This is a genomic window from Sporocytophaga sp., assembly GCF_017745095.1.
Classification (GTDB): domain Bacteria; phylum Bacteroidota; class Bacteroidia; order Cytophagales; family Cytophagaceae; genus Sporocytophaga.
Map to the genome: position 1 here is coordinate 114,490 of NZ_JAGHZZ010000001.1, position 26,582 is coordinate 141,071.

A 26,582-nucleotide genomic window follows, 5' to 3' on the forward strand; every position below is an offset into this window, starting at 1 on the left:
TAGATATGCTTGGCAAGATAGAAGCAATAGTAATAGGTGGTTCGTGGGGCGGAATAGATGCTGTGATAAAAATACTATCTGCTCTCCCTTCAGATTTTAAACCTACTATGGTTATAGCACTGCACAGGCCAAAGAATGTGGTTAATTCGCTTGAAGGTATTTTAAAAAAATATTCTAAAGTGCCATTTTCTGAGCCTTATGATAAGGAGGAAATAAAGTTGAATCATGTTTACTTGGCTCCGTCTAATTATCATCTTCTTATTGAGAAAAATAAAATCTTCTCATTAGATGTTTCCGAACCAGTAAATTATTTCAGACCCTCAATAGACGTCCTGTTTGAGAGTGCAGCGGAGGTATACGGGAAGTTCCTGGCAGGGATTCTCCTTACTGGTGCAAATAAAGACGGAGGAAACGGAATGAAAACTATTGCAGGAAAAGGTGGTTTTACTATTGTACAGGACCCTTCTACCGCCGCTTCAGGAATTATGCCTTCGGCCGCGCTTAGATTGATAAAGCCTGATTTCCTTGGGAGTGTTCATTCTATCACTGAATTAATTTCATCAGGGAAAGAATTTATATGGCAATAAATTCAAATCAAGAACTGAATATTCTTTTAGTGGATGACCGGCCGGAAAATCTCTTCAGCCTTGAAAAAGTACTGGAAGATGAACGTCTGAACCTTAAATTTTTTAAGGCAGAATCAGGAACGGAAGCACTAAAGATCGCCCTCAAAGAGGAGCTTGCCCTCATTATGCTGGATGTGCAGATGCCTGGCATGGATGGCTATGAGGTTGCTAAAATTCTTAAGGAAAGCAGTAAGACCAGAAATATTCCGGTCATTTTTGTCACTGCTATTAACTATGAAACTTCCTATGTTGTAAAAGGATATGAGTTTGGAGCTATTGACTATCTCTTTAAACCGCTTGATCCGCAGATTACAAGAGCTAAGGTTGTTTCATTCCTTCAGATTTATATTCAACAAAAAGAGCTTGAATATAAAAACGATGAGCTGGAGCATCTGGGCTTACTGGTTAATCTAACCACTGATCTGATGTATATCTATGAACCGCAGAAGGAAACCTTTATCCATATTAACCCTGCTGTTGAAAGATTTACAGGTAGAACTCTTGAAGAACTTAATTCTGACAACCATCAGAATTCTATAATTGATGGGGAGTTGATGGAGCTATTTAAAAACCCTAAAGACTCGAAACAAGTCATACAAAATTATGAGCAGCAACATAATGGAAATTGCTGGATAAGCTGGTCTTTCACACTTAACAAAGGCAAGTGGTATGCAGTAGGAAGAAATATCACAGCGAGAAAGGAGTCGGAAGATAAACTAGCTTCCGCCAATGCGGAACTTGAAAAGAAGGTACAAGACAGAACTGCAGAAATCTCAAAAACCAATAAAGAGCTTAAGTACGAAGTTGATCGCAGGGCCTATGCAGAAGAGCATCTGAGAATTTACAATGAGATGCTAATAGAAAAGAATAAAGAACTTGACAACTTTGTTTATACGGCTTCGCATGATCTTAAACTACCAATTGCAAATCTGGAAGGATTGATAAAAACATTAAAGGAAGAAATTGCAGAAGATTCAGATCAGGTGGAGAATGTATTGAGCATGCTTGGTCATTCTGTAACACAGTTAAAAGAGACTGTTCAGGATCTTTTAAAAGTAATTCAGGTGCAAAAAGAAAGGTTGGAAGAGCCTGATAACTTTGATTGTAAGGAAGTCATTGAAGAAATTAAATTCAGTATTAAAGAACTTATTGAGGAGGCTGCAGCAATAATTATTACTGACATTCAGAGGTGTGACGAGTTAAAACTTACCAAATCTGACTTTCGAAGTATAATCTATAACCTGATGTCGAACGCAATAAAATATCGTTCACCGAAACGTATCCCGGAAGTGCAGGTGAAGATGTATGAAACGGATGAACATTTTGTGATAAAGGTTTCGGATAACGGACTGGGGATACCTGAAGATCAACAGCAAAAGCTGTTTTCAATTTTTAAAAGAGTCTATAGCCATGTAGAAGGCAGTGGCATAGGCTTGTTCATAGTAAAAAAAGCAGTTGAGAGATACAACGGATACATATCAGTAGAAAGCGCAGTCGATAAAGGAACAGAGTTTAAGATATTTTTTAATAAGCCGAAGCCTGTTCAGTAAAAGAAGGCTATAGCTTTTTTCATCAAAAATTTTAACCTGCGAAAATCCAATAATTATCTATACGTTAAAGGGAACCTATAAAGGAATATTTGCATCTTATTATCACTGTCTTTTGCTTGCAAAAACAATCATTTGAGCTGGGCTGTTAATTTTTTATCCAACAACACTAGCTATGATAATTTCTTACCGGTTATCAATCATGACTTTGGTCATGATATTTATTCAATTCGTTTTTGTTGATGCATTTTCCCAGACTGAAGATAAATATTGTATAGTTTATAAGTCCGGTCAGTATTGTCCTGAAGAGGGTACTAACCTTTCTCAAAAAACAAAAAATCTAAGAAGTGAACATCAGGAATATATACTTGTACAGTTCTTTGAATTGCCAAATGAAACAACACGGGCGCAATTAAAAAGTGCTGGTACAACTCTTCTGAAGTACGTTCCCAATTTTGCATACTGGGCTTCATTTCAAAGAGCCCTTACAGATGATGAAATAGAAAAATTTAAAATAAGAAGCATTGAAAAAATTTTACCAGCTCATAAAATTGATGAAAAACTGAATGAAGCAGTTAAAAAGGAAAAGAGGACGTTTACAGACATCGAAGTAACCTATTTTCAGGATGCAGATACAGTACGTTTAAAGCATTCATTAGCTAACCTAGGAGCTGTAATTGTAAAAAGTTCACCATTACAGAATAGTTTGATAGTGAGGATTTCACCAGGCAGAATTCAGGCGCTTGCATCTGTCCCTCAGATTTCATACATCATGCCTGCACCTCCAAAACCTGAGCATAGTAATTTTATTTCAGTAAATCAGCATAGAAACAATGTGCTGCAATCTGATTTTGCAGGGCAAAGAGGGTTATCAGGAAATGGACTGACTGTGGGCATTGATGATGAAGGCGCTATTGGGATACACCAGGATCTTAAACCTATGAGAATTACCAACCTTTCTCCTCCTGCTATTAATAATCATGCTACACACGTAGCAGGTACTACAGGAGGATCAGGAAATATTGATCCCAGAGCCAGGGGGGCTGCCTTTAATGCATACTTGGTTGCACAAAGTTTCCCAGGCCTAATCAATAATGGTCCTTCTTATTACAATACTTATGGAATGACTGTGACAAATAACTCCTATGGTTACCTTTCTTATTGGGGAGTTTATGATAACTCAAGTAATTATACAGATAAGACTCAAGACAATGTGGTAAGTCCAGGATTACTGCATGTAGTGGCTACCCATAATGGTGGTGCAGCGGGATACTATACTGTAAGTTCTGGCTGGGCTACTGCAAAGAATGTTTTGTCTGTGGGATCGGTAAATGAACATGATGTAATTTCCGGGTTTTCCGGGAAAGGCCCTGTCAATGATGGCAGACTTAAGCCTGAAGTAGTCGGACTTGGAGAAAGCGTATACTCAACATTACCAGGGAACAGCTACACTTATTTTTCGGGAACAAGCATGGCTTGTCCCGGTGTGACTGGTAGTGTTACATTGTTATATGAAAGATACAACCAGCTAAAAGGTACAAGAGCCAATGCTGATATAATCAAAGCTCTGGTTTGTAATACTGCGGATGATCTTGGAAATGCGGGACCGGATTATTCTTATGGCTTTGGAAGAATAAATTCCAAAAGAGCCGTTGAAGCACTGGAAGCCAATCTATATTTTGAAAATACTATAAGCCAAGGGCAGAATCTGACACATACAATTAATGTTCCAAGTGGCACCGGTCAGCTTAGAGTATTATTGTATTGGAAAGATAAAGAAGGTGCCGAGTTTAGTTCGGTGAATCTTGTTAATAATCTTGACATTCAGATTACAAAGTCTCCAAACACTTATCTGCCGTGGGTTCTCTCTTCCGAGAATCCTAGTAATGTAGCTGTAAGGGGAATAGATAATATTAATAACATTGAGCAGATAACGGTAGATTATCCGGATGCGGGAAGTTATACGGTTAACATTAAAGGAACAGCAATTCCCTTCGGCCCGCAGAGGTATGTTGTTGCTTATGAATTTGTAAAACCTTTTATTGCGCTGACATTTCCTTATGGAAATGAATCTCTTATTCCAAATGAATATACTCAAATTCGATGGGATGCTTTTGGTACTGGAAATTACACAGTTGAATACTCAACGAACAATGGAGGTTCATGGATTAATATCGTATCTGATGTTCCGTCATCTCAGCATTATGCAGATTGGTTTGTTCCTTCCGGTCCAGCAGCAATGCTTGTCCGTGTAAGCAGTGGTTCATATTCCAGCCAGAGCGTAAGAAATTTTTCTGTAATGACCGTTCCTTCAAACCTCGTAGCGTCTAATCCATCTACTGGTGCAATTAAATTTGAATGGAATGCTGTGCCGGGAGCAAGTTCTTATGATGTTTATTTGCTGGAGCCGCAGGATAAGGTTATTGAATTTGAGGCAACGACAACCGCAACATCTTATGTATTTCAGAATAGACCGCTGGGCAATGAAAATGAAGTATGGATGAGTGTGAGGGCCAAAACGGCATCAGGGATCATAAGTGAAAGAGCTTATGCAATAAACAAATCTGCAGTTGAAGTACAGGGTTTGTGTAATGCTTCGGGTACGATCACCCGAGAGGTTTGGACCTCTATCCCCGGAAGTGTTGTTTCAAATATTCCGGTAAACACTACTCCTAATCAGATAAGCTCGTTAACAATTTTCGAGGCCCCAACAAATTTTGGGGTTAATTATGGACAAAGGATTCGTGGTACCATCTGCGCTCCTTTATCCGGAAATTATATTTTCTGGATTTCAAGCAATGACAATAGTGAACTTTGGCTCAGCACAGATAGTTCACCAGCCAATAAAGTAAGAATTGCAAGTATTGCCGGTTACACTGGTGTAAGAGAATGGACAAAATATCCATCGCAAAGATCGGCTTCTATTCCACTTGTTGGAGGAAAAACTTATTATATAGAAGCACTTCACAAGCAAGGTGCTAATACAGATAACCTTGCAGTAGGTTGGCAATTACCAGATGGTACATTGGAACGGCCTATTCCTGGCAGTCGGCTTTCTCCGTTTGGGACGCCTCAGGATCCGCAAGTGCAACATGGTCTGTTAGGTACCTATTTTAGGGATATGAATTTTGATCAGATAGGATATTCAAGGGTAGATTCAGTTGTCAATTTTAATTTTGGAACAAATAGTCCTGCTCCAAATATTAGCCCAGATAAATTTTCGATAAGATGGACAGGGAAGGTGGAGGCCGTGTATTCAGAGACGTACAGATTTTATACTACCTCTAATGATGGCGTCCGATTAATGGTGAACGGGGAACAGATCATCAATAATTTTACAGAGCATCCGGCAACGGAGAATAGTGGCACCATCAGTTTAGTTGCTGGTCAGAAGTATGACATTGATTTGGAGTACTTTGAAAATGTTGGCTCTGCAGTTATATCCCTTTCATGGTCTAGCAGAAGCCAAGCCAAGCAGATTATACCTTCAGCGAGATTGACGCCATCTGAAACAGATAGTAAAATTGCGTCATTTGATCTGCCTTTGAATGCGAAAAATATCGTGGTATATCCTAACCCTGCTGATTACAAATTAAATATCTGGGCTCCTGGCTCAGAGGCCGGAGAGGTTAAACTGGAAATCCTCGATATGAATGGTTCCCAGTGGCTAAGCGAGGAGTTTGTTGTAAATGATACAGATTATCCCATTGAGCTGGATATTTCAAATATTCCAAGTGGTTTCTATATGTTTGTCATAAAAACAAACAGCTTCAAAGAAGTTAGGAAATTTAGTGTTGCAAGATAAAGATTTAAGCAGGTTTTAATGAAAACAGCCAGTCAGATACCTCTGACTGGCTGTTTTCATTATATCTAATTAAAATTATTATTGTTTCGAAATTTTGAAAGCCAAAGGCTTATCATTGATTACCAAACGACCAAAGTAAAAACCTTTAGGTAACAACTCTCCGAATGAGATCAAGGTCGCACTATTAATATTTTTTGATAAAATATTTCTGCCTGTTTCATCATATACCTGTAAGCTTCCTGATACGGGAGTTTTAAAACTCAGATTAAAATCATCTTTGCTTGGGTTTGGATAAACCTGGGCAATTGAAGATTCTGTCAGTGGTGTTATGGATGTAGCTTTTTCCTCAAAATAAGTAATAAAAGCATCATACAGTGGTTGGTTGACAGTACTTTCATCCACAATACCATTATCGCCTTTATACAAGCCAAAAGCATCTTCTCTGTAGTCATGATAAGTAAAGTGGAATCCGAGGCTATCCAGCACATGCAAGACATCCTTTACCCATATCTGACCACCTTTTTCTCCGAAGCATTCTCTCACTGCTCCAAATTCTCCATAATAAACAGGATATCCCCATTCTCTTAATATGTTTGAAAGATGAAGAATATTGGTTTTTACATATTCGTAATCGCGAGTCAATACAGGAGCCCCAGACTTGGAAGTATAAAACTCCATGGATATTGCAGCATTTGACCCGGTGGGTATAGCTTCTCCTTTCATCCACCCGCTAATGGCATAATATTTATTCATCTCTGGCTTAAACTGAAGGGTATTCAGAATAGTGGTTGAATAATCATCAGTACCAGTTACCTTTATTGAAAAATTATCAGTATGTCCCACTGTCGCAGTACTTGCCTCTCCTGATTTTGCATCAGGTTTCCAGAAATAGAATTTGGTATTCGCATCAAAATCACTTTTAAGCACTTCCCTTATCACATTGCCGTTTGCATCCACCTCGTTAATGGTAACATCATCATAGAAAGCACTGCCTGTACCAAGCATTTGTCCATAAAGTACGGGTCTTCCAAGTATATAATCTTCATTTGTTATTTTAAATGGTAGTCCTTTGAAATAGGTCCAGTCAGAATTTCCTGTTGGTAATTTTTTATTGTTATACTGACCAGTTGCAAATTCAAGATCATTTGGGGGTGTAAGAACATTTGGATCAGGATATTTTCCACCTTCACCTGTGCCTGCCCAGGCCTGATTCTGATGTGTATATTCGTATGGATCATAAGAATGAAGTGTGTACATCACATTTTCATCTTCGGTTCGAGGAAAGTTATTTTTCCCATCATTGAAGGAATAATTGCAACCTAAGGCTATTGCATTTGCAAGTATGATAAGGTGGTTGTTGTCTACCTCTCTGATTGCATCAGTGATACGTGTTGCAAGGTTATCCCAGTTTTGAATAGTGCCACTTGGCGTAGGTTCATTAAGCAAATCATATCCGGCAATCTGAGGCTCGTTTTTGTACTTCTCTGCAATTGCTTTCCAGAGTGCTACAAGTCTATCTTGATTCGTCTGATTTGTCCATAGAGCGTCTCCTTTACACTGAGATTGGAAGCCTCCCTGAGGTACATGGATGTTGAGAATCAAGTATACATTATGTTTTTTGGCCCAGGCGATGTTCTGGTCTATCCAATTCCAGCCAGCGTCTTTATATGTGTATGGAGCTGCATCACTTTCAAATGTTTGATAATTCATATAAAAGCGAATGCAATTCATTCCGATTTTGGAAACACGCTCAATGTCTGCTTCTGTATGATGTTCAGATGGAACAGGGTCATTAATCCAAACACGGTTTCCGAATGCAAGCCCTCTTAGCATGATTTTTTCGCCGCTTTCTGAAAGAACAAGTTCAGTTCCGTTTCTTTTGATAAAGTTTTGTCCCTGAGCAAAGTAGATATTGGCAAGTAGGGCCAGTGAGAGTAGTCTTTTTTTCATAAAACACTGGAATAGTTAAGGAAGTGTAATTTGTATATACCTGTGTTGTGACAGGAAGGTTGCCTTAGTTTAAGGCTGTATTTTCTTTAATTTATTATAAATTTATGAAAAAATGAAAATAATTTTTAGCCTAAGAACTTACTGTATTAGTCGCGTTGTGCCTAATAAGTTGTATACTAGTATTTTGGTTCATAACTTATTTTAACACAATTTTTCTAAAATAGATAACACCCTAAATCAGTAGTACTTTTTCGTCATTCTAATAACAAGTAAATTCCATCAAGGCCTCTTTAAACAGCTTTATTCTTATTAAAAGAGTCAGGCGTTGAAAGTATTTGGTTGGTAATAAATACGGAAACAACCTGAAGAAACTTACTGAAATTAAAAAAGTCTGGAAATAGATGTCCGAATCAAAGGATCAGGCTTATAAGTCAGCAAAGCTCAAAGTTGATAATTAAAAGGAACTTTCCGGGAAAATATAATATTCCAAATATATGTCATATATGAGTAAAGAGAGACCTTAAGCTTTGCATTGCGAACTACAATCCCTTGACATTTGTATAATTTATAGGTGAAGTAAATCTTATAAACTATATCACGGATTATGGGAAACTTGGTAATGAACAGACTTGATTATGCGCGTATTAAGAAGAGCATAATTGATTTAAAGCAATCCAGAGCAATTAGTCCTGAAGAGCTGGAAAAACTTAACGGAGAGTTAAATGCTGCACAAATTGTAGATCCTGAAAAAGTGCCGGTTGATGTTGTTACGATGAATTCAATCGTTAGAATTTCGTTCAGTAATTCCGGTAAAGTGCTTCAATTTAAAATCGTTTATCCTGACGAAGCTGATTTGAAGGAAAACAAAATATCGATCTTTTCACCTGTAGCTACGGCCTTATTAGGCTATAGGGTTGGAGATGAGGTTGAATGGATTGTCCCTGGTGGAGCTACGAAAATATTAATAGAAGAAATAATTTATCAGCCGGAAGCAGCTGGGCACTTTAATCTTTGATTAGGAGATTAAGATCTTTTGTATCTGAAGGTATTTGGTAAATTCCGCAATCATTGTGGAGACCTGTTGGTCTTTGCGTTCCATTTCGCTTGTCTCAAGATCGGATTGTTCAATGACAGGCTTCAGTGTGGCCAGGCTTTCATCCAGTTGTTTGATCATTTCGAGTGAATGCATTTTTTCATCTTCTTCTACTTCATTGTTCATTACTTTAAGCATAAAATCTGCCTTCAGCTGATCTATGAATAAAAGCATGTCCCATGGATTGTTAGGGCGGTTCCAGACGAAAGAAATATTACATCTTCTGCACTTATACTTATTAAATTTCCAACCTTTTTCATTCACATCAAGCGAAACATACTTAAGGTGCTCATTGCTGGAGCAATGTGGACATGAGGCGTTATCCTTAACGATGTTCTTAAGAACATCTCTTTTTTCAAGTACACTTTTCCTGGTTTCTGCGTGTTCGAAGATGATACCTGATAAGCGCTCACAAGCTTCTACAACACTTTTAAACTCATCAGACAGGGTGCCTTCTTCAATCATGAGTTCAGCCTTTTTTCTGAAATGATTGGTGAGCTTTATCAGTTCTTTTTCTTTGTCGTTTAGTTGGTTCATCAGAATGATGTCTTTGAAAATGCGAATATTAAAGATGGGGTATTAATTGGTAATATCAAAAAAAGTTCAGGTCATGAATGTTGGCTTTAAGTCCTTTATAAACAAAAAAAGAAGGCCATTGGCCTTCTTTTTTATAGAATAGAATAAAAAAATTTAATCAACCATAATTGGACCATTATCTGCAAAATCCTTTTCCAAGAGTGTAACATTTACAGAACCAATAACTTTGGCTGGACTATAGGTTGAGTTTTCATACGAAACTATATTCATTGTATAGTCAAACTTCAGTCTACCTGTTGATTTGTTAAATGAGTAATTACTTATAGAAAGGGTAGAAGAAGAGTATCCAAAGTATATGTCGCTTCTAAAGTTTGTGTTATCAAAAGTCATGAATTTCAGATATTTTCCATTGCCCAAGGCTTTGTTGTAGGAAAAATTGATAGTAAGTCTTGTTTCATCAGGTTTCTCTTCAAGAGTTTCAATGTAATTTGAAAAGAGTTCGAAGTAGTCTTCAGATTCTTTTGCACTACGTCTAAAAAGGTTTATACCTCTAGACTCAGAATACAGAGTATAAGATGCATCATCGAGGGATTCAAAATTTTCATAGGTAAACGTTCCCAAAAGTGTATCTGCTGTTCCTGCAGAGTTAAGCTTGTAAATTTTACCAGAAATATTTCCTTCTTTTCTCAAGGCATCTTGACCGGCAGGGCCAGGAACGGGATCTTTTTTACTACAGGCAGAACTAATTAGTAAAAGTGTTGCAAAAACTACTGATAGGTAATTGATTTTTTTCATTGTATACATTTTTTTAAAACCTTGAATTTTACCTGATTTTGATCTATAAGGTTACAGTTATTATAGTTAGCTTTTATTTTATTCGATAAATGATGGACATAAAAAAAGCTTCTGTGGAACAGAAGCTTTAAAAAATTCAAATTGAATAATGGCTCTTACTCAATAATGGATCCTTTTCGGAGATATATCTCTTCATTAAGTGCAGCCTCAACAGAGCCTTTTAATGTAAGATCCATACCACCTTGAACCGAACTCTGGTATTTTGCCTTATAGTTAAACTTAATTTTTCCCGTAGCCTTATCAAATGAATAATCAGATATTTCCATACTTTCATTGATCGTCGTAGCTGATGCTGTCAGAGAAAGTAATTTGCCATTTCCAAGTGTATCGTGAAGAGTGTAATCTAAGTTAAAGATGAGATTCTCTAATGGTTCTGAAGGAGCCTGATTTGATGATATGGATATGGATGTTAAATTTTTTGTATTTAATCTCCAGATGTAAAATCTGGACAATTCACCTTCCGAATATTGTGAGTTTGTGAAGTCATCTTCATGGAGGTATTCAGTGGAAAGGATCAAAGAATCATCACCATGTGAGGACTTTGTATATACATCCATTTTCACAAATCCGTTTTTTCTGATATGCTCTTCAAGTGATTTTCCATCTGGCCCGGCAGGGCCTGTAGGTCCAGGAACTTTTTCTTTTTTACAACCGAAAAAAGTTAACAATGAAGCTAATGCCAAAATATATAATTTAGATCTTTTCATTTTCATCAGTATTTAAAAAAAGTGAATTAATTGTTGACATTACCTGATCTTAAAGTAACTATTTCTTTGAGCGTTACATCCACCGATCCGATTACTTTTGAGTTTTTTCCAGAGAGTGTTTCATTGCCAACATAAAGTATTTCAAAATCAAACTTCAGATTTCTCGAGTTTTTATCAAAGCTGTAATTGCTTATTGAAAATGAAGATTCAGTCCAGGGGCTTACATCAGTTCTGACATTATTGTGAGGACGAGACGTTTCTCCGAACCTTAAATATTTTCCATTGCCTAAATCCTTGACATAACCAAAATAGATATTAGTCATTCCAGGCATTATGCCAGGCTTTATGGTATCAGTCATAATATCTATGTAACTGCTTAGTATAAAGATGTTACCACCTTTTACACTGTCTCGTCTGATTATGGTAACGTTAGGATTTCTACCTCTTTCATATAGGGACGCATTACTTTCAAAAATGTATTGGTAGTTAAATTCTCCAAGCAAAGTGTCTTTACCATCTTTTCCGGTAGAATAGAGTTTACCTTTTACAGATCCATCTTTTGTATATGGATACATATTGATGTCTTTCCCTGCAGGCCCCTGTGGTCCTGGTATCGGATCTTTGTCTTTGCAGGAGTATAAGGATGAGACAATAGTTAACAGTATGATTAATATTTGATTTCTTTTCATTTGTGTTTGGTTAAAAAATTTAAAAAAGAATGCTCTCTTTCAGCGCTTGAGCTTATGAAGTTTTACTAATGACTTAATAGGAAACAATTCCTTTTCTGAGCGGCACGGGTTCCTGGAGATTTATGTCAATATTGCCAATAACTTTGCTTCTTCTAATATTTGGCAAGCGTCCTTCATAAATGATGGTAAAATCGCTTTTAAGACGTCCGGTAGATATGTTAAAAGTATAATTTGAAAATTCCATTTTGGGAATCACAAAAACATCGCTGTTTTGTCCAAACCTCAGATATTTTCCATTTCCCAAATCTTTTTCAAAATAAAAAGAAGCTTGCAAGTCCTGTGAGGACGGGCTGCCCTGAGATAGGTCTGTTCTACCTTGAAATTTAAAATAACGTTTGCTTACCGTGCTGTCAGATCTGGCTATAAAAAAGCTTGCATTTTCTCCTTTGGTATAAAAGGATTGATTATTAGCCAGTGCAGATGTGTATTCATAATTAAAATCAGATATAAGGGAGTCTTCCCCTAGCTGATTTGTAATATAAATATTCCCTCTTATGAAACCGTCTTTTCTAAGAAGGAGGCTTAATGCATCTTTTCCTGCAGGCCCTTGTGGACCAGGCACTTGTTCTTTTTGATTGCAGGAGGCAAATGCTATAAATGCAGCGAAAAGAATTGTTGAAAATTTGTTTTTTTTCATTTTAAAAAGTTAAAAATGGACTAATAAAATTTATCACTAAAATTGCTAGCAGATACTTGAAAAATGGCTTAGCTATATATGTAGACTTCTTGAGAGGAATTTGTTCCCGAATTTTTAATAAACTAGTATTCGGAAAAATAAAGCTCAGAAATGTTGTTGACATAGCAGATCATCTGCCAGCCTATTTTCTATTAATTTATTCTGATTATTTCTTTAATATCCTTTAGGCTTCATTATTTTTAAATCGGGAATTTATTTTTCCCTTTAATTTAAATTTTAGAATATGAACAAAAGCGTTGTTGTTTGCGCTCTTCTTTCTTTTATTACTTTCTCCTGTCAGAATTCTGTAAAGGAAGCAAAGCTGGAAAAACCTGCTGGAGATTCCATAATTGTTAAAACTCCCTGGAAAAAACCTTCAGGTACTCCTGATCTCCCTCTATCTGATTCAATGATTACCAGCGCTGGCATCGGGAAGATAATACTGGGAAGTAAGCTGGACAGCGTTCAGTCTATGTACACTCTTTCGGAAAGTTATTTGCTTTGGGACCAGTCTCCTGCACTTAAAATTTCACTTACTGATAGTTATTGGATTATTGCTGAAACTTCTGGCAGCGTGGGAATTATTAATCTTTTGAGAACAAATAGTCCTGATATTAAATCGAAAAGTGGCTACCATGTAGGTCTGTCATTTTCCGAGATTGCAGATTCTCTAATCATTTTGCGAGAAAATAAGTTAATCTATTTTGCAAGGGAAGGTGTGGCAGCTAGGCCTAGGGAAAAAGATGTGAAAAGAATTTTCGGAAAATCTTTTAATCGCAATGCCTTAATGCAGTCCTCAATTGCCGAGTTGGTAATTACTTGCGAAGATTGCTAAAGCAGATAAAATGGAAACAGCTTTTAATCAGATGAACTATTGGGCGATTATCACCGCCGCAGGTATGTATTTTATCCTTGGTGCATTCTGGTATTCTCCAGGACTTTTTGAGGCTGCCTGGTTCAGAAATGTGCGGCTTCCCAAAGAAAGTGAGAAAAAGTTTACTCGCATGACAGCAGGCACTTTTATATTGCTTTTGTTTGCTGCGATCTTTCTTGATTATATTGTTGAGTTGAGTGCAACCAACACGCCGGGAAAAGGATTTTTTCTCGGACTCATAGCCGGTGCCGGCTTGGTGGGAACGGCTATGGGAACTACATACCTTTATGAAGGAAAACCCAGACAATTATTTTTAATAGACATAGGGTACCATCTTGCCGGCTTCACGGTAATGGGCCTTGTATTAGGAGGCTGGCATTAATTTCTACTAAGTTTTTCTATTGGATAAAGAAGTATTAATAGAGGTAAATAAGGTGAAAAAGACTTTCAAAAGTCTGGTCGCCGTCAATGACGTTTCCTTCAAGGTCAACGCAGGTGAATACCTTGCTTTACTTGGTCCCAATGGTGCGGGCAAAACGACCTTGATAGAAATGATCGAGGGTATTCAGAAGCAGGATAGCGGGGATATTCTTATTCAGGGTAAGTCCTGGAAAGGAAATGCAGAAAAGCTACATCGGGTTATGGGCATTTCATTACAGGAAACCCACTTTATAGACCGAAATTCTGTTGAAGAAACCTTAAATCTCTTCTCAAGCTTTTATGGACTGCCTCAGTCTCGCTCTCAGGAAATCCTTGAAGTTGTCGGATTAGAAGCAAAAAGGAAGACGTATGTCAACCATCTTTCCGGAGGACAAAGGCAGAAGCTGGCTTTGGGAATCGCTTTATTAAACAATCCACGGGTACTTCTTTTGGATGAGCCTACTACAGGCCTTGATCCTAATGCGAGACGTGAAATTTGGAATTTGCTCGAAAAGCTTAAGCAAACTTCTAAAACAGCAATGATTCTCACGACCCATTACATGGAGGAGGCTGAATATCTCTGTGATAGAATTATTATTATGAACAAGGGAAGTTTTCTGGCTGAAGGAACATTGCCCCAACTTATTAAAAGTTATGGTGATGGAGAAATCATTCATTTTACAGTAAATAAACCGTTTAAGGAAAGCCTGAAATCATTGCCCTCTGTCAGAAATGTATTCTGGGAGGATAAAGGAACAAAAGGTAAGCTGGTTGTAACTGATATTACCGATACCTTACCTCACTTACTTGCTCTGATCGCCCAGGAAAAGCTGAAGTTACTTGAACTTGAAAGCAGAAAGGTAACACTCGAAGATCTTTTTATATCATTAACCGGAAAGGCGCTTAATGAATAATTCATTTCTACAACTTGTATTTTTGCAATTCCGCTCTTTTTATAGAGAGCCTGCTATCCTTTTCTGGGCAATAGGTTTCCCAATTATCATGGCGGGTGTGCTGGGTATTGCATTTAGCAACAAAGAAATAAAACGAAAAGTAATGATCCTTGGAAGCACAGATAGTGCATCCTTTGAGAAGGTACTTGGTGCAGATATAGGGATGCCTTCTCGTTTCACATTTATTTATGGAACGAAAAGACAGGCAGAGCTTGGCATAAAAAGAGGAGAAATTCAATTGTATTTTTTACCGTCTTCAGATCGAATAACATTTTTTCTAGACCCGACAAATACGGAAGCTCAAAACACATACCTGGTATTGGAAAGAGAATTTCGCCGTGACAACAAAGTAACTAAGAAGATAGTAGTGCAGCCACTTACTTCTCAAGGTACGCGTTACATCGATTTTCTGATACCCGGACTTATTGCACTGGGCATTCTTAACTCTTGTGTCTGGGGCATTAGCTGGACTCTGATCAATTACAGAATTAAAAAGCTATTGCGAAGAATGATCGCCACACCAATGAAAAAATCTTATTTCTTTCTGGCGCAATTCAGTGCGAGGATTTTTATTACCATTGCAGAAGCGGTTATTCTATTTCTTTTCGCAGCGATTTTCTTTAAAGTTCAGATCACCGGAAGTATATTGGCTCTAATCATGGTTTTTTTATGTGGCGTAATTTCCTTCTCAGGACTGGCCATTCTTGTTTCTAGCAAAACAGCCAATACTGAGGTTGCAAATGGACTTATCAACGCTGTAACTTTGCCAATGATGATCTTATCGGGGATATTTTTCAGTTATCAGAACTTTCCCGAATGGTTAATCCCGATAATAAAAGTTTTACCACTAACCATGCTGGCAGATGCGTTCAGGAGCATATTTGTAGAAGGTGCAGGTATAAAAGAAATCTTATTACCGTCGCTTATATTGCTTTTGGAGGGAATAGCTTTTTATTGGATAGCGAGGAAGATTTATAAGTGGAGTTGAATTTTATTTCTGTACTTAAATCTCTGTGTATCCTACGCGTTTCTCTCTGTTTCTCAATGTAACTGATATTGTTTCACAGGCACAAGCATAAAGGATTTAAGAGTGAGTGACGGCATAAGTAGTATTTTTTTGAAAATTTTGCCATATTCCTTAAAATAATTTTTAACCTACATATCTATGAAAACCGACCTTTACACAAAAACTATCCTGACCATCATTGCTGTTTGCCTTGTGATTATTGTTGTTAAGCAAATAGATATTATCCCTAATGCCCACGCCGCAAATTCTGATAATGCTGTTTACGATCCGAACTATCGTTTAATCAAAACAAATGCAGACGGAACAATTGATGTAAATATTAAATCTTCCACTTCTTCAATAGATGTCAATCTGGTGAAAGTAAAAACATATGATCCTGTGGATGTAAATATTAAAAAGGTAGCTGGAAATACTTGCTATGATGCAATTCCGGTGAAAAATAAATAGTGAATTGGTTTAAAATAAATAATGGACTAATCGTTATTAGCCATAACTTTTATGCTTTATAATATGAAGAAGATTTTTTTACTATTGGTTTTAGTTGTATTAGGTTGTGGTGAAAAGAAAGAGGAAGTTGTAGTTGAATTTTTAGAACCTCAGCCTGGAGAAACCAAAAACCTAAGCGGATTTAATAGAAAATACTGGGGTACTTACAATAGTGAGCATGGAGCTCAGCTATTAATTCTTGAAAACAAAATCATTAAGATTACTCCTTACAATATTCTTTTTCATAGGAGTGCTCTGGATAGCATTACGGGGGACCGAAACAATGATGAGGATATTAAAAACTATCTGGAAAATTTAAACTTCAAAGTTCTAAAGATTTCAGATGACAGTGTTTCTGCTAATTACCTTGCACGGGACACGATCTTCAATGTCTCCCCCACCCAGGTCTGTCGTTCCTTAAAGGGATCATATTTTTTGAATTATCGATATGGAGAGACCGGCTGGAAGGTTAAAAGGCTAGATTTGAATAAAAACAGATTATCCATCAGTATGATTATGCCACATGACAGTCTATTTCATCTTCTTCCTGTTGAGGAAAAAGTTATAATAAAGAATGACAGCGGTGAAGTGGTCAGCTGTCAAATGAAGCCAACCAAAAATGAACTAAGAAAATTAATAAAAGCCAGTTCCTTTGAAGAAAGGGAGGTTTGGATAAAGGGGAAAAATTAATGTTATGTTCGTTCAATTGACTTTATTTTTGAGTTGTCTGTTCTTTCAGATTGATGATAGTTTATATGTGGACAGTTATTCAATTGAGAAGGGAAAAATAATATTAAGCTTCTTCAATGGAAGAAATCATGACCATTATTCTCAACCTTATTTAATATCAAAAGATAAAGCAGGAGATTACTTTATTTTTGATGGTGCCAGATACTATTTAAATAGGACGGCTACATTAGAGCAAGAAGAGCTTGATAGAATAGCGGAATATTTTAAAGGCAAAGCCAACCAAATTTGCTATAACCAAACTACTCCCAGGTTAATATTGACTTTTTTGGTAGATGAAGAAGGGAATGTTATGTTGGGAGGTGGATACTTGGACAATGGCTGTGAGCGCAATTTTTTAGAAGTGCATAATTATATAGATTTAAAAAAAATCAGATTTTCTCCAGGAAAGATTAAATCTCAAAATGTGCGTAGCATCTTTACAGTTGTACTACCTTTTAATAATTGATTGGATTGCAGTATGCTATTATAATTTACCCAGCCGACATAATCTTTTTCCTATGAAACTCTCCCCAATTCTTCATTTCTTCCAAAACCTTGTTTAAAGTTTTACCATGCTCAGTAATTGCATATTCCACCGCGATGGGTTTGGTTTGATAAACCGTTCTGCTGATCAGCTTATTCATTTCCATATCCTGGAGCTCCTTAGAAAGCATTCTTGGGGTCACACCAATCTCTCTGACCAATTCTTTAAATCTGAGTGGTTTTTCAAGTAAAGTCACCAAAATCAGCAACTTCCATTTTCCATTGATTACCTCAAGTGTGTCCTGAATAGCTCTTCTGCTGCCTGCGCAGGATTCTTTTGTGTGGATTATTTCCATGCGATATACTTTTTGTAACCGGTATACAATCGGTAACTGATTACAAATATATAGCAATATGAAGTAGATTTGAGTTCAATCATAAAAAATAATTACAATGAAAAAAGAGAAGATCATTTATTGGGTGACATCTGTGTTATTGGCATTAATGTTTGCTTTCAGCAGTTTTATGTATTTAACCAAAAATGCGGAACTAGTGGAAAATTTCAAAAAGATAGGGTTTCCTGAATCTTTCATTATGATACTAGGAACTGCAAAATTGCTTGCAGCGATTGCATTCATTGTGCCAGTGTGGAATCGTGCAAAGGACTGGGCTTATGCGGGTACCAGTTTTGTACTTATTGGTGCAGTATGGGTGCATGTTGCCACACAGACGCCATTCATTGCTCCACTTATCGCCTTTGGAGTAACAGCACTTTCCTATTGGTCAGGGATTAAGCTGAATTCAAAGGCTAGTCAATAATTTGACCGTCTTTAGATAGTTAATACAAAAAATTCAATAAGCTGAAAGAGAAATTCTATAGTTTCTCTTTCAGCTTATTTTTTTAAAAGTAGTTTGTAACATTTTTTTCCTTCCTGCGCCCTATGTATAAAATGCGGAGAAAATAGCCGCCATATTCTCTAAAACTAACACATTAAGGATGAAAAAACTTTACACTCATTTTTTGATTGGCATTTTTATGGTGACTACGGCCCAGATAGTAAATGCTCAAAGTATCAGCTTTTCAAAGACAGCTAAATCAAGAATAAAAATTGAAGAAGCTGGGAAGATGGATTTTGGTACAGGTGCTTTTTCTATTGAAGCAGTATTCAAGGCAGTTCCTGGAAGTGGCTATTATATGATCTTGTCAAAGAGAGGAAACTCACGTACAGATGGATTTTTTCTAAGCCTTGATGGCAACGGCTCTCCAACTGTGCAATTAGATGGCGCGAATTATTTTGGAGGGGTAAGAAATTTAAAAGATTATCAATGTCACCATATTGGATTGAGAAAGACGTCAGATAGTATATTGGTTTATGTTGATGGGATTTTGCTGGAGAAAGAAAAATTATATAATGCACATAATGTTACCCACAATGCCTCAGCACACATTGGGAACGATGAAGCTGATTCATTTGAACATGGATTTGAAGGTGTAATTAAAGAAGTGAGAGTATGGAATGTAGCATTAAATGTAAAAGACTTTTTGGATAGAAAGGACCGCCAATTGAGCCAGACAGAGGTAGATTCTGAAAGCTTGGTAGGTTACTGGAGATTAAATGAAACTTCTGGTCAGTCGGTAAAAGATTTATCAAAGTCAGATCATATGTCGTACCTGGGAAGTTCATCTGTTGATACAAATTTTGACCCTTCTTTTTCTGCAAACGGTTGTGAAATTACTGAAGTAGAAGAGCCGCAAATTGGCAATGGACTTAAGTTTGTAAAGGCAGACAAAACAAGAGCAATCGCACCTCAAAATGATAAACTGGATTTTCGTACAGGCAATTTCACAATAGAAGCGACAATCAACACCAATGAAAAAGCAACAGGATATTCAATGATTGTTTCTACAAGAACAAGCATCACAGATGGATTTTTCCTAAGCCTGACTTCGGATGGAAGGCTTATCGCGCAAATTGAAGGGGCGAACTATGAAACAAATTCGAATCCTGAAATCCGAGACAACAAGTGCCACTTTATTGCTTTAAAAAGACAAGGAGATAGCTTGTTCTTTTATGTTGACGACATGGTAGTTCAGAACCTTAAAATGTATAATAAAGGTGATATCGTCAATTACACAAATGTTGTTATTGGAAATGATGCTGCAGGTAGCTATTCGCATGGCTTCGAAGGATTTATAAGAGAGGTAAGGTTATGGAACGTTTCCAGAACATCTGCAGATCTAAAAAAATATCATGATACAGAGCTTGTTGGAAATGAGACCGGTCTTGCTGCTTATTGGAAACTTAATGAAGGAGCAGGACAAGTCTGTAAAGATTATTCCATTAACAACAATACAGCAGTTCTTGGGTCAAGTGTAAATGTTGAATTTACAGATCCACTGTGGGATGTGAATTCATGTGCACCACCAGTAATTGCAGGTTTGCAAACAAGTGAAAGTAGCAAAGTTGTAGTTTATCCAAACCCTGCTGAAGACTATGTGAATATAAACATATCGGATTCATTCACATTTGAAATCATTAATTCCACAGGAACTATTGTTGCAACTGGCAGACGTGAAGGAAATGAAGGTATAGATATCAGTAATCTTGAAAGTGGCTTATATATCATAAAAATCAATGACACTTATACTTCCCGCCTGGCGACATTTTTAAAGTAATTTTTTTTGTTTTTTTAGTTTGGGAAAATCGGCCGGTCCATAATTTATGACCGGCCATTTTTTTGTCCGTTATAATTTTATTAAATCATTGATTGACCCTGAAGGTCATCTTTCATTGGGAAAAAGATATACAAAGAGAAGGCAATTGTATTTATTCAGTAATAGATTTTACTATTTGCTTAATTAGCAAATTACTTTTTCAAATTTGTATTTTTCTAATTATTGGTTAAACATCTAAAATTGTACTTTTCTTAATATAAGTGTTAAGATTGAAAGAATATAGCCCATTTTTCTAGTTTTTGTCTAATTTTTTTGGTTTGGTTTTTGCATTTTTCACTACTAAGCTGTTACATTTGTCTCAGATAAAAATTGTAAAAAATATGGAACTCACACTAGATATTTTTGAGAGCAAAAAGACTAAGGGAGTTAAAAGTCACATAAACAACCTTGTGGCAATTGCTAAATCAGACGGTAATTTTTCAATAGCAGAAAAGAGACTTATTTTTGAAATCGGAAAAAGAAACGGATTAAGTAACGACAAATTAAAGACAATAATTAAATCAGATAAAACTATCAAATTTAAAGTACCTAAAACGGATTCTGAGAGATTTGACAGAGTATATGATTTAGTTGAAATGGCAATAGTAGAAGGAGGCGATAATGAAAATGAAATTTCTGCATGTATTGAGATTGCGGAAAAACTAGGTTTCAGAAAAGCAATTGTAGGAGTACTAGTAAGAAAACTCGCTACAGGAATTACAGGAGAATTGCCGAAAACAAAAGAAGAATTAAAAGCAGAATGCGCAGACTTTCTTAGCTTTTAATCTTTAAAACTCATCTTGCACCTTATATTTTCGTAATACACTAAAGTGTTTATAAAAAGGCCCTCGAGGAGGGCCTTTTTTATTGAACTTAAATTAGCAACAGTTTGAGCAACAGCAACAAAATATTCCAGAAATAGTCTTGCTCTATTCTTCTCTGATTATTTCCAGTCTGTGCAAACAGTAAGTATATTTAGCTACCGATTACTCAACTTTTAGCTTTTCGCTTAAAATTCCATTTCACTAAGTTCCTTATTGGTAGCGGCGCCAGCCATGTTTCCTGAAGAAACAGCATTGGCAACGGAGCGCATAAAACTGCTGTTGTCCCCGCAGGCAAAGATTCCCGGAACTGTCGTCTTCTGCATATTATCAATTTTAATATAGCCTTGCTCCGTAATTTCGCATCCAAGAGCAACAGGTATATCGGAATGCTGTTCAAAAAGTGGCTTGGCATACAATGCTTGCAGAGGAATTTTAGATCCATCATTGAAGATTACTTCTTCAAGATAACCTTCCTTGTGCTTTACTTCAGCAATTTCTTTTTCAACAATTGTAATATTATGTTCTTTTAATTTTACAGTTTGTTCATTTGTTAAAGTAGACTTTCCGCCGGTTATCAATACCAGATCTTTTGTAAGATTGTAAATCAAAGGAGTGAAATGAAAAGCGAGGTCACCATTGGCCATGACGGCTGTCTTTTTTTCACGGTATTCATAACCATGGCAATATGGACAATGGATTACAGAAATACCCCAGCAAACTGAAAAACCTGGTATTGCAGGCATTATGTCTCTGATGCCTGTAGCAAAAATCAGTTTTTTACTTCTTAATTTTTCTCCGGATTTTGTCTCTATTTCAAATCCTTCATCCAGTTTTCTACCCTTTGTTGCCAAGCCTTTATAAAAACTTATGGATTTATATTGCTCAACCTGTTGCTTTGCAATTGCTGCAATTTCAGCTGGTTTTTTACCATCGTGCGTAATGAAATTTTGAGAATGCGGTGTTGTAGCATTACATGGTTTGCCATCATCTATTACAAGTACTTTCCGTAAAGACCTTCCCAGGGCCATAGCTGCGGATAGGCCCGAATAGCTGCCTCCAACTATAATACAGTCATAATAATCCATCGACATAATTTTATCTTTCATGTTTTAAATTCAGGGTATTGTTTCTGATATTTACCGTGGTGTCAGGTCTTTCGACCTGACACACAATTTGTTAAAATTGTCGGATCGAAAGACCATGGCCGTCAACTTAAGCAAGTTTAGAATTACATAATTCTTAATTAAAGAAAATTAGCAACAGTTTGAGCAACAGCAAGACTATTTCTGGAATATTTTGTTGCTGTTGCTCTCTTTTCCATTATTACTTCTCTTTTATATAGCAGGGAAAACTATTTTTTACTTGTCTCATCACTAAGTTGACGGCTATGGTCGAAAGACCCGACACCACAATAAGCGTTCGTAAATATATACTTTCAACCTTAAGCTTTAAACTTTATTACAAATATCCCCGGGCCTGTAGATTAAAGAGTTCGGCGTAACGACCTTCTTTTTTGAGCAGTTCTTCATGAGATCCTATTTCCAGAAGTTGACCATTTTCTATTACAAGAATTCTGTCTGCCATGCGTACTGTGGAGAATCGGTGGCTTATTAATACTGCTGTTTTGCCTTTGGTCAGTTCAGAAAATCTGACAAAAACTTCATGCTCGGCTCTTGCATCCAAAGCGGCTGTGGGCTCATCAAGGATAAGAACCTGTGCATCCCGCATATAGGCCCTGCCAAGAGCAATTTTCTGCCATTCACCTCCGGAAAGGTCTACCCCTTCTGCAAAGCGACGACCTATAACTTGCTCGTATCCTTTTGGTAATTTGAGAATAACAGAGTCTGCAAGGCTTTTAGATGCTGCATGTTCTATCCTGGAGGTATTTTCTTTCTGCTCTATTCTTCCTACAGCAATGTTATTTCCTGCAGTCATTTGGAACCTGACAAAATCCTGAAATATAACCCCGATACCTGAACGCAATTCCAAAACATCATATTCTTTTATATCATAACCGTCAAGTAGAATTCTCCCTTCCGTGGGGTCATACAATCTGGCAAGGAGTTTTACCAGCGTTGTTTTACCAGCGCCGTTTTCTCCTACTAGCGCCAGTTTTTCACCAGCATTTAAAGTAAAATTTAAATTTCTGATAGCCCATTTTTCGGCATGTTTATATTTAAAGCCGATGTTTTCAAAAAGAAAACCTTGCTGTATTGGGTTTGGAAAAGGTCTTGGAGTTATTGGGCTAATGATTTCCGGTTTTAATTCAAAAAAGTCAAAAAGGTCTTTCAGATATAAGGAACCTTCTGCAATTGTGGAAAATCTTGTAAGCATTGATTGAAGCAATGACCTTAATTGATTGAAGGAGCCTGCAAGGAAGGTGAGGTCACCCAGCGATAGATTACCATTAACTGTTTTGATGATGATAAATACATATGCCCCATAATATCCTGCGCTACCTATTGCGGCCAGTGCACCTCCCCACATTGCCCTTTTGGACGCCAAAGCTTTATTGGCCTTATAGAATTTTGAAGAGAGCTCAGCAAATCTCGATTTTAGAAAGTCTGACAAATTAAAGATTTTGACTTCTTTTGCTGTTTCATCGCTTGCTCCAATGTAGCGGATATAATCCAATTCGCGCCTTTCAGGAGTTTGTCCGTGCACTAGAGAGTAAGTCTTTTCGTTAAAATGTGCTTCCCCTAGAAATGCTGGGATGACAGCAATCAACAATAATAATATAAGCCAAGGATTAAAAAGGATAAGACCGGCAGAAAGACCAGCTAAGGATATGGCATCCTGCATCTGGCTTAGCACTTGAGACATCAGCACAGTACGGCCCAGGGTTTGTCTCCTTGCACGCTCCAGCTTGTCATAAAATTCAGAATCTTCAAAGTGATTCATATCAAGCTGAGCGGCATGGTCCATTAGTTTCAGGGAAGTACTATTTGCAACCAGGTCGCCTAGTAGGCTGTCCAACAGCGCAATTGCTCTTGAAAGTAAATCCGAGAGGATAGCCAATGCAAACTCACTTCCTACAAGAATCCAAAGCCTGGAGGTAACTTCTGTCTGGTGTCCTGAAATCATAACGATTTCATCAATGATTTTACGTGCAATTAAAAGCATCATAAGAGGAATGATACCTTTAACGATTCTCAGAACCCCATTTGAAACAGCCATTGAAGGACTTGCCTTCCAGATTATCTTAAAAAAGGGGAGGAGGTTTTTCAATGCTCCATACCGCTCTGTGAGGGTAGGGTTGTTTTTCCCTTGTGATGGTTTTCTCAGCATTTTATACTTCTGTGCTTATTGATAAACTTTTAAAGTCAAGCAAAGGTAAGCAAGAGAAGTTCAGAACGAAAAAGCCCTTTGCAGGAGGTGCAAAGGGCTTCATATATTTTTCCAAAATTTCATTATTTTCTGTATCCTTTAAAAGAAATTGTCTGACTATGTAATGAATCTTTAAACCACCCCTTGGTTTCAAAGGAATAATGTAATTCTCTATTTTCTATAAATTTAAATGAAAGGACTGTGTTTTTCCCGAGCCACTTCATATAAATGTCAATTGTATCCAGCTTGAATTTGTATTGATGATTTCGACAGACGAATTTGAGACTATCCTGGTTGATAAGTGAAACTTCGATTTTGTCATTATATGTAGAATCTACATTGACGTAGTCAGAGTTGTTTCCCGCATCTGAAGTCTGTTCATGGGTTTGACCTTCATAGACGCCTACAACATCTCTGTTGTATACATAGGTTGTAGAAGGGCTTGCTTCATCTTCTTTGTTTTTTTTACAAGCAATAGTTGCTAAAAAGGCAAAGCTAAGTAGACAAATGATTGTGCGGTTCTTCATGTCTGTCAACAATTTTTTGTCTTAACTTCCAGATTAACAATATGTTTAGAAAAGTGTTTTCTTGTACGTATAAAAGAAGGTGTTGTGCGTGTAAAGATTAAATGCTAAATTTTTATGTTTAAGCTTTAGTTTTAATTGTGAATTATTAGTTGGATTGTGGAAATTAATTAGACGATGGGTTCTCCTTTTAAATCAGACTATTCTCCTAGACTTTTTTCGGGTTTTGCTCTCTCTATTGTATTGATTATTGTAATCCTAGTTATGTATTACAGATCTTCAACAAATCTGACAAGTAACTTTTCTTTGGTTGAACATACTTATGAAGTAATCGGTCACCTGGATGCAATTGAAATTAAATGCAGGGAAACCGAAAATGATGTCAAGAGCTTTGTTTTTCAAGGAGATTCAACTATCATGTTAAAATTTCGCCAAAACAGTGACTTCGTAGAAAGAGAGCTTGAGGAGCTTGATCTGCTGATTCCTGATATCGGTGTACAAAGAAGAAGGTTTGAAGAGTTGAACGACCTGGTTGAAGAGAAGGAGCGCCTGCTGGAAAATATTATCAACTTTAAGCAATCGGCGGAACATCTGGACAGGCACAAAGCGCTATTGAAAAATGTCAGCGAGAAATTTGTGGCAATAAGGTTTTTAAAGAAGAAAATGACGGAAGAAGAAAAGGTCATTCTAAATACCAGGAAGCATGCCGCTTATAAAAATTTAAAGGATACCGACAGGATCATTATTATTGCGGGTATAGTTTCCATTTTGATGGGCTTAATCGGCATTTTTGCTATTAATAAAGATATCCAAAGGAGAAGAAAAATTGAAAGGAATCTTACAATACTCAATGATAATAAGAATAAATTTTTTTCTATTATCAGTCATGACCTCCGATCACCTCTGAATTCAATTAAAGGGCTTACCCAGATTTTATCCGAGGCCAAAGCTAAAAAGTCATGGAAGGAAGCTGATGAGGTAATAGAGATGTTGAGTCTTGCTTCATCCAGAGCAAGTGAACTATTGGCCAACTTATTGGAGTGGTCACTTTCTCAGATGAATAAAGTTATTATAAACAAAGAATACTGTGACGTTTCAATAGTGGCGACTACCATATGTGAAATAATGGAACACACTGCTCAAAGGAAAAATATCATTCTTCATAATAAAATTGAAAAAGGCACTATTGCTTATGCAGATAAGAATATGTTGGAGACGATTTTCCGAAATCTTATTTCGAATGCAATTAAATTTACAAGAGAAGGCGGAGTAATCAGCCTGACTTCAGAGAGCTTTTCAAAAGAAGTTTTGTTAAGCGTAAAAGATACTGGGGTTGGAATGTCTAGAGAAATGATAGACCAGATTTTAAGAATTGAAACACGGACCTCAACCAGAGGAACTGCAAAAGAAGAAGGAACCGGCCTTGGCTTACTTATATGTAAAGACTTTATTGAGAAAAACGGAGGACGCCTAGAGATTAAAAGCGTTCTTGGCAAGGGAAGTGTTTTTAGCTTCAGCTTGAAAAAATTTGAGTAATAAGTATTTATATACTTTTTTGAGCCAATAGTTTATGAATTTTTTAAATCAATAATTAAAGGTAATTTTTCTGCTTTACCTTTACATATGATTTTAATTCTGATGCGTTTATTATTAGTCAAATCCGGCACAAGTTCT

25 protein-coding genes are annotated in these 26,582 nt (G+C 36.8%); 15 read left to right on the forward strand and 10 right to left on the reverse strand.

Annotated features, from left to right (window positions below; genetic code table 11):
* Nucleotides 1–5: 5 nt before the first annotated feature.
* The 3 genes from J7604_RS00510 to J7604_RS00520 all read left to right on the forward strand — a co-directional run bounded on the left by J7604_RS00510 (nucleotide 6) and on the right by J7604_RS00520 (nucleotide 5,978).
* Nucleotides 6–587: a chemotaxis protein CheB gene (locus J7604_RS00510; RefSeq protein WP_293889789.1), complete on the forward strand. Its 582-nt coding sequence runs from the start codon at nucleotides 6–8 to the stop codon at nucleotides 585–587.
* Complete coding sequence (locus J7604_RS00515; protein WP_293889791.1) at nucleotides 578–2,176, forward strand: hybrid sensor histidine kinase/response regulator; 1,599 nt, start codon at nucleotides 578–580, stop codon at nucleotides 2,174–2,176. Before J7604_RS00510 ends, J7604_RS00515 begins: the two co-directional genes overlap by 10 nt.
* A gap of 172 nt (nucleotides 2,177–2,348) precedes the next feature.
* Nucleotides 2,349–5,978 (forward strand): PA14 domain-containing protein, encoded by a 3,630-nt coding sequence (locus J7604_RS00520; RefSeq protein WP_293889793.1) that lies wholly within the window; start codon nucleotides 2,349–2,351, stop codon nucleotides 5,976–5,978.
* A gap of 78 nt (nucleotides 5,979–6,056) precedes the next feature.
* On the opposite strand, the gene J7604_RS00525 is transcribed toward J7604_RS00520, so the two are convergent.
* On the reverse strand, nucleotides 6,057–7,928 hold the full coding sequence (locus J7604_RS00525) for a cellulase family glycosylhydrolase (protein WP_293889795.1): 1,872 nt from the start codon (nucleotides 7,926–7,928) through the stop codon (nucleotides 6,057–6,059).
* Nucleotides 7,929–8,532: 604 nt separating this feature from the next.
* On the opposite strand from J7604_RS00525, the gene rnk reads away from it, so the two are divergent.
* On the forward strand, nucleotides 8,533–8,943 hold the full coding sequence (rnk, locus tag J7604_RS00530; RefSeq protein WP_293889797.1) for a nucleoside diphosphate kinase regulator: 411 nt from the start codon (nucleotides 8,533–8,535) through the stop codon (nucleotides 8,941–8,943).
* Here rnk and J7604_RS00535 read toward each other — a convergent pair whose 3' ends face one another.
* The 5 genes from J7604_RS00535 to J7604_RS00555 form a co-directional block, all read right to left on the reverse strand.
* Nucleotides 8,944–9,558 carry a hypothetical protein gene (locus tag J7604_RS00535; RefSeq protein WP_293889799.1) on the reverse strand — a complete coding sequence of 205 codons (615 nt, stop codon included), beginning with the start codon at nucleotides 9,556–9,558 and terminating at the stop codon, nucleotides 8,944–8,946. It lies immediately after the preceding gene.
* A 153-nt stretch (nucleotides 9,559–9,711) separates the two neighbouring features.
* The gene (locus tag J7604_RS00540) at nucleotides 9,712–10,353 is read right to left on the reverse strand and encodes a hypothetical protein (protein WP_293889801.1); all 642 of its coding nucleotides are present in this window, start codon (nucleotides 10,351–10,353) and stop codon (nucleotides 9,712–9,714) included.
* Nucleotides 10,354–10,508: 155 nt separating this feature from the next.
* The gene (locus J7604_RS00545) at nucleotides 10,509–11,120 is read right to left on the reverse strand and encodes a hypothetical protein (RefSeq protein ID WP_293889803.1); all 612 of its coding nucleotides are present in this window, start codon (nucleotides 11,118–11,120) and stop codon (nucleotides 10,509–10,511) included.
* A gap of 26 nt (nucleotides 11,121–11,146) precedes the next feature.
* On the reverse strand, nucleotides 11,147–11,809 hold the full coding sequence (locus tag J7604_RS00550; RefSeq protein WP_293889805.1) for a hypothetical protein: 663 nt from the start codon (nucleotides 11,807–11,809) through the stop codon (nucleotides 11,147–11,149).
* A 73-nt stretch (nucleotides 11,810–11,882) separates the two neighbouring features.
* Nucleotides 11,883–12,506: a hypothetical protein gene (locus J7604_RS00555; protein ID WP_293889807.1), complete on the reverse strand. Its 624-nt coding sequence runs from the start codon at nucleotides 12,504–12,506 to the stop codon at nucleotides 11,883–11,885.
* A 283-nt stretch (nucleotides 12,507–12,789) separates the two neighbouring features.
* Here J7604_RS00555 and J7604_RS00560 point away from each other — a divergent pair, with 283 nt between their 5' ends.
* The 7 genes from J7604_RS00560 to J7604_RS00590 all read left to right on the forward strand — a co-directional run bounded on the left by J7604_RS00560 (nucleotide 12,790) and on the right by J7604_RS00590 (nucleotide 17,500).
* A complete protein-coding gene (locus J7604_RS00560) occupies nucleotides 12,790–13,380 on the forward strand; it encodes a hypothetical protein (protein ID WP_293889809.1) in 591 nt (196 codons plus the stop codon).
* A gap of 10 nt (nucleotides 13,381–13,390) precedes the next feature.
* Nucleotides 13,391–13,801 carry a DUF1761 domain-containing protein gene (locus J7604_RS00565; RefSeq protein WP_293889811.1) on the forward strand — a complete coding sequence of 137 codons (411 nt, stop codon included), beginning with the start codon at nucleotides 13,391–13,393 and terminating at the stop codon, nucleotides 13,799–13,801.
* Nucleotides 13,802–13,853: 52 nt separating this feature from the next.
* Entirely contained in the window at nucleotides 13,854–14,753 is a 900-nt protein-coding gene (locus J7604_RS00570; RefSeq protein WP_293889813.1) for an ABC transporter ATP-binding protein, read from the forward strand.
* Nucleotides 14,746–15,780: an ABC transporter permease gene (locus J7604_RS00575; protein ID WP_293889815.1), complete on the forward strand. Its 1,035-nt coding sequence runs from the start codon at nucleotides 14,746–14,748 to the stop codon at nucleotides 15,778–15,780. Before J7604_RS00570 ends, J7604_RS00575 begins: the two co-directional genes overlap by 8 nt.
* 177 nt (nucleotides 15,781–15,957) lie before the next feature.
* On the forward strand, nucleotides 15,958–16,266 hold the full coding sequence (locus J7604_RS00580; RefSeq protein ID WP_293889817.1) for a hypothetical protein: 309 nt from the start codon (nucleotides 15,958–15,960) through the stop codon (nucleotides 16,264–16,266).
* A 63-nt stretch (nucleotides 16,267–16,329) separates the two neighbouring features.
* On the forward strand, nucleotides 16,330–16,995 hold the full coding sequence (locus tag J7604_RS00585) for a hypothetical protein (RefSeq protein ID WP_293889819.1): 666 nt from the start codon (nucleotides 16,330–16,332) through the stop codon (nucleotides 16,993–16,995).
* Between the two features lie 4 nt (nucleotides 16,996–16,999).
* Complete coding sequence (locus J7604_RS00590) at nucleotides 17,000–17,500, forward strand: hypothetical protein (protein WP_293889821.1); 501 nt, start codon at nucleotides 17,000–17,002, stop codon at nucleotides 17,498–17,500.
* A gap of 25 nt (nucleotides 17,501–17,525) precedes the next feature.
* Here the strand turns inward: J7604_RS00590 and J7604_RS00595 are convergent, their stop codons facing one another.
* On the reverse strand, nucleotides 17,526–17,873 hold the full coding sequence (locus tag J7604_RS00595; protein ID WP_293889823.1) for a helix-turn-helix domain-containing protein: 348 nt from the start codon (nucleotides 17,871–17,873) through the stop codon (nucleotides 17,526–17,528).
* Between the two features lie 97 nt (nucleotides 17,874–17,970).
* Between J7604_RS00595 and J7604_RS00600 the strand changes: the two genes are divergently transcribed.
* The 3 genes from J7604_RS00600 to J7604_RS00610 all read left to right on the forward strand — a co-directional run bounded on the left by J7604_RS00600 (nucleotide 17,971) and on the right by J7604_RS00610 (nucleotide 21,018).
* Entirely contained in the window at nucleotides 17,971–18,336 is a 366-nt protein-coding gene (locus tag J7604_RS00600; protein ID WP_293889825.1) for a DoxX family protein, read from the forward strand.
* A gap of 178 nt (nucleotides 18,337–18,514) precedes the next feature.
* Nucleotides 18,515–20,194 (forward strand): LamG-like jellyroll fold domain-containing protein, encoded by a 1,680-nt coding sequence (locus J7604_RS00605; protein ID WP_293889827.1) that lies wholly within the window; start codon nucleotides 18,515–18,517, stop codon nucleotides 20,192–20,194.
* A gap of 353 nt (nucleotides 20,195–20,547) precedes the next feature.
* Nucleotides 20,548–21,018, forward strand: a complete 471-nt coding sequence (locus tag J7604_RS00610; protein ID WP_293889829.1) for a hypothetical protein — start codon at nucleotides 20,548–20,550, stop codon at nucleotides 21,016–21,018.
* A 224-nt stretch (nucleotides 21,019–21,242) separates the two neighbouring features.
* On the opposite strand, the gene J7604_RS00615 is transcribed toward J7604_RS00610, so the two are convergent.
* From J7604_RS00615 to J7604_RS00625, 3 genes are all read right to left on the reverse strand, one after another.
* Complete coding sequence (locus J7604_RS00615; RefSeq protein WP_293889831.1) at nucleotides 21,243–22,163, reverse strand: NAD(P)/FAD-dependent oxidoreductase; 921 nt, start codon at nucleotides 22,161–22,163, stop codon at nucleotides 21,243–21,245.
* A 352-nt stretch (nucleotides 22,164–22,515) separates the two neighbouring features.
* Nucleotides 22,516–24,345, reverse strand: coding sequence for an ABC transporter ATP-binding protein (locus tag J7604_RS00620; protein WP_293889833.1), 1,830 nt, complete (start codon nucleotides 24,343–24,345; stop codon nucleotides 22,516–22,518).
* Between the two features lie 122 nt (nucleotides 24,346–24,467).
* Nucleotides 24,468–24,911, reverse strand: a complete 444-nt coding sequence (locus tag J7604_RS00625; protein ID WP_293889835.1) for a hypothetical protein — start codon at nucleotides 24,909–24,911, stop codon at nucleotides 24,468–24,470.
* Nucleotides 24,912–25,085: 174 nt separating this feature from the next.
* Here J7604_RS00625 and J7604_RS00630 point away from each other — a divergent pair, with 174 nt between their 5' ends.
* Nucleotides 25,086–26,444 carry an ATP-binding protein gene (locus J7604_RS00630; protein ID WP_293889837.1) on the forward strand — a complete coding sequence of 453 codons (1,359 nt, stop codon included), beginning with the start codon at nucleotides 25,086–25,088 and terminating at the stop codon, nucleotides 26,442–26,444.
* The last annotated feature ends 138 nt before the right edge of the window (nucleotides 26,445–26,582 follow it).

What these genes read in the sequence shown, in the direction of transcription:
- J7604_RS00510 (WP_293889789.1), top strand. Translation starts at nt 6, where the DNA reads ATGCTTGGCAAGATAGAAGCAATAGTAATAGGTGGTTCGTGGGGCGGA.
- J7604_RS00515 (WP_293889791.1), top strand. Translation starts at nt 578, where the DNA reads ATGGCAATAAATTCAAATCAAGAACTGAATATTCTTTTAGTGGATGAC.
- J7604_RS00520 (WP_293889793.1), top strand. Translation starts at nt 2,349, where the DNA reads ATGATAATTTCTTACCGGTTATCAATCATGACTTTGGTCATGATATTT.
- J7604_RS00525 (WP_293889795.1), bottom strand. Translation starts at nt 7,928, where the DNA reads ATGAAAAAAAGACTACTCTCACTGGCCCTACTTGCCAATATCTACTTT.
- rnk (WP_293889797.1), top strand. Translation starts at nt 8,533, where the DNA reads ATGGGAAACTTGGTAATGAACAGACTTGATTATGCGCGTATTAAGAAG.
- J7604_RS00535 (WP_293889799.1), bottom strand. Translation starts at nt 9,558, where the DNA reads ATGAACCAACTAAACGACAAAGAAAAAGAACTGATAAAGCTCACCAAT.
- J7604_RS00540 (WP_293889801.1), bottom strand. Translation starts at nt 10,353, where the DNA reads ATGAAAAAAATCAATTACCTATCAGTAGTTTTTGCAACACTTTTACTA.
- J7604_RS00545 (WP_293889803.1), bottom strand. Translation starts at nt 11,120, where the DNA reads ATGAAAAGATCTAAATTATATATTTTGGCATTAGCTTCATTGTTAACT.
- J7604_RS00550 (WP_293889805.1), bottom strand. Translation starts at nt 11,809, where the DNA reads ATGAAAAGAAATCAAATATTAATCATACTGTTAACTATTGTCTCATCC.
- J7604_RS00555 (WP_293889807.1), bottom strand. Translation starts at nt 12,506, where the DNA reads ATGAAAAAAAACAAATTTTCAACAATTCTTTTCGCTGCATTTATAGCA.
- J7604_RS00560 (WP_293889809.1), top strand. Translation starts at nt 12,790, where the DNA reads ATGAACAAAAGCGTTGTTGTTTGCGCTCTTCTTTCTTTTATTACTTTC.
- J7604_RS00565 (WP_293889811.1), top strand. Translation starts at nt 13,391, where the DNA reads ATGGAAACAGCTTTTAATCAGATGAACTATTGGGCGATTATCACCGCC.
- J7604_RS00575 (WP_293889815.1), top strand. Translation starts at nt 14,746, where the DNA reads ATGAATAATTCATTTCTACAACTTGTATTTTTGCAATTCCGCTCTTTT.
- J7604_RS00580 (WP_293889817.1), top strand. Translation starts at nt 15,958, where the DNA reads ATGAAAACCGACCTTTACACAAAAACTATCCTGACCATCATTGCTGTT.
- J7604_RS00585 (WP_293889819.1), top strand. Translation starts at nt 16,330, where the DNA reads ATGAAGAAGATTTTTTTACTATTGGTTTTAGTTGTATTAGGTTGTGGT.
- J7604_RS00590 (WP_293889821.1), top strand. Translation starts at nt 17,000, where the DNA reads ATGTTCGTTCAATTGACTTTATTTTTGAGTTGTCTGTTCTTTCAGATT.
- J7604_RS00595 (WP_293889823.1), bottom strand. Translation starts at nt 17,873, where the DNA reads ATGGAAATAATCCACACAAAAGAATCCTGCGCAGGCAGCAGAAGAGCT.
- J7604_RS00600 (WP_293889825.1), top strand. Translation starts at nt 17,971, where the DNA reads ATGAAAAAAGAGAAGATCATTTATTGGGTGACATCTGTGTTATTGGCA.
- J7604_RS00605 (WP_293889827.1), top strand. Translation starts at nt 18,515, where the DNA reads ATGAAAAAACTTTACACTCATTTTTTGATTGGCATTTTTATGGTGACT.
- J7604_RS00615 (WP_293889831.1), bottom strand. Translation starts at nt 22,163, where the DNA reads ATGAAAGATAAAATTATGTCGATGGATTATTATGACTGTATTATAGTT.
- J7604_RS00620 (WP_293889833.1), bottom strand. Translation starts at nt 24,345, where the DNA reads ATGCTGAGAAAACCATCACAAGGGAAAAACAACCCTACCCTCACAGAG.
- J7604_RS00625 (WP_293889835.1), bottom strand. Translation starts at nt 24,911, where the DNA reads ATGAAGAACCGCACAATCATTTGTCTACTTAGCTTTGCCTTTTTAGCA.
- J7604_RS00630 (WP_293889837.1), top strand. Translation starts at nt 25,086, where the DNA reads ATGGGTTCTCCTTTTAAATCAGACTATTCTCCTAGACTTTTTTCGGGT.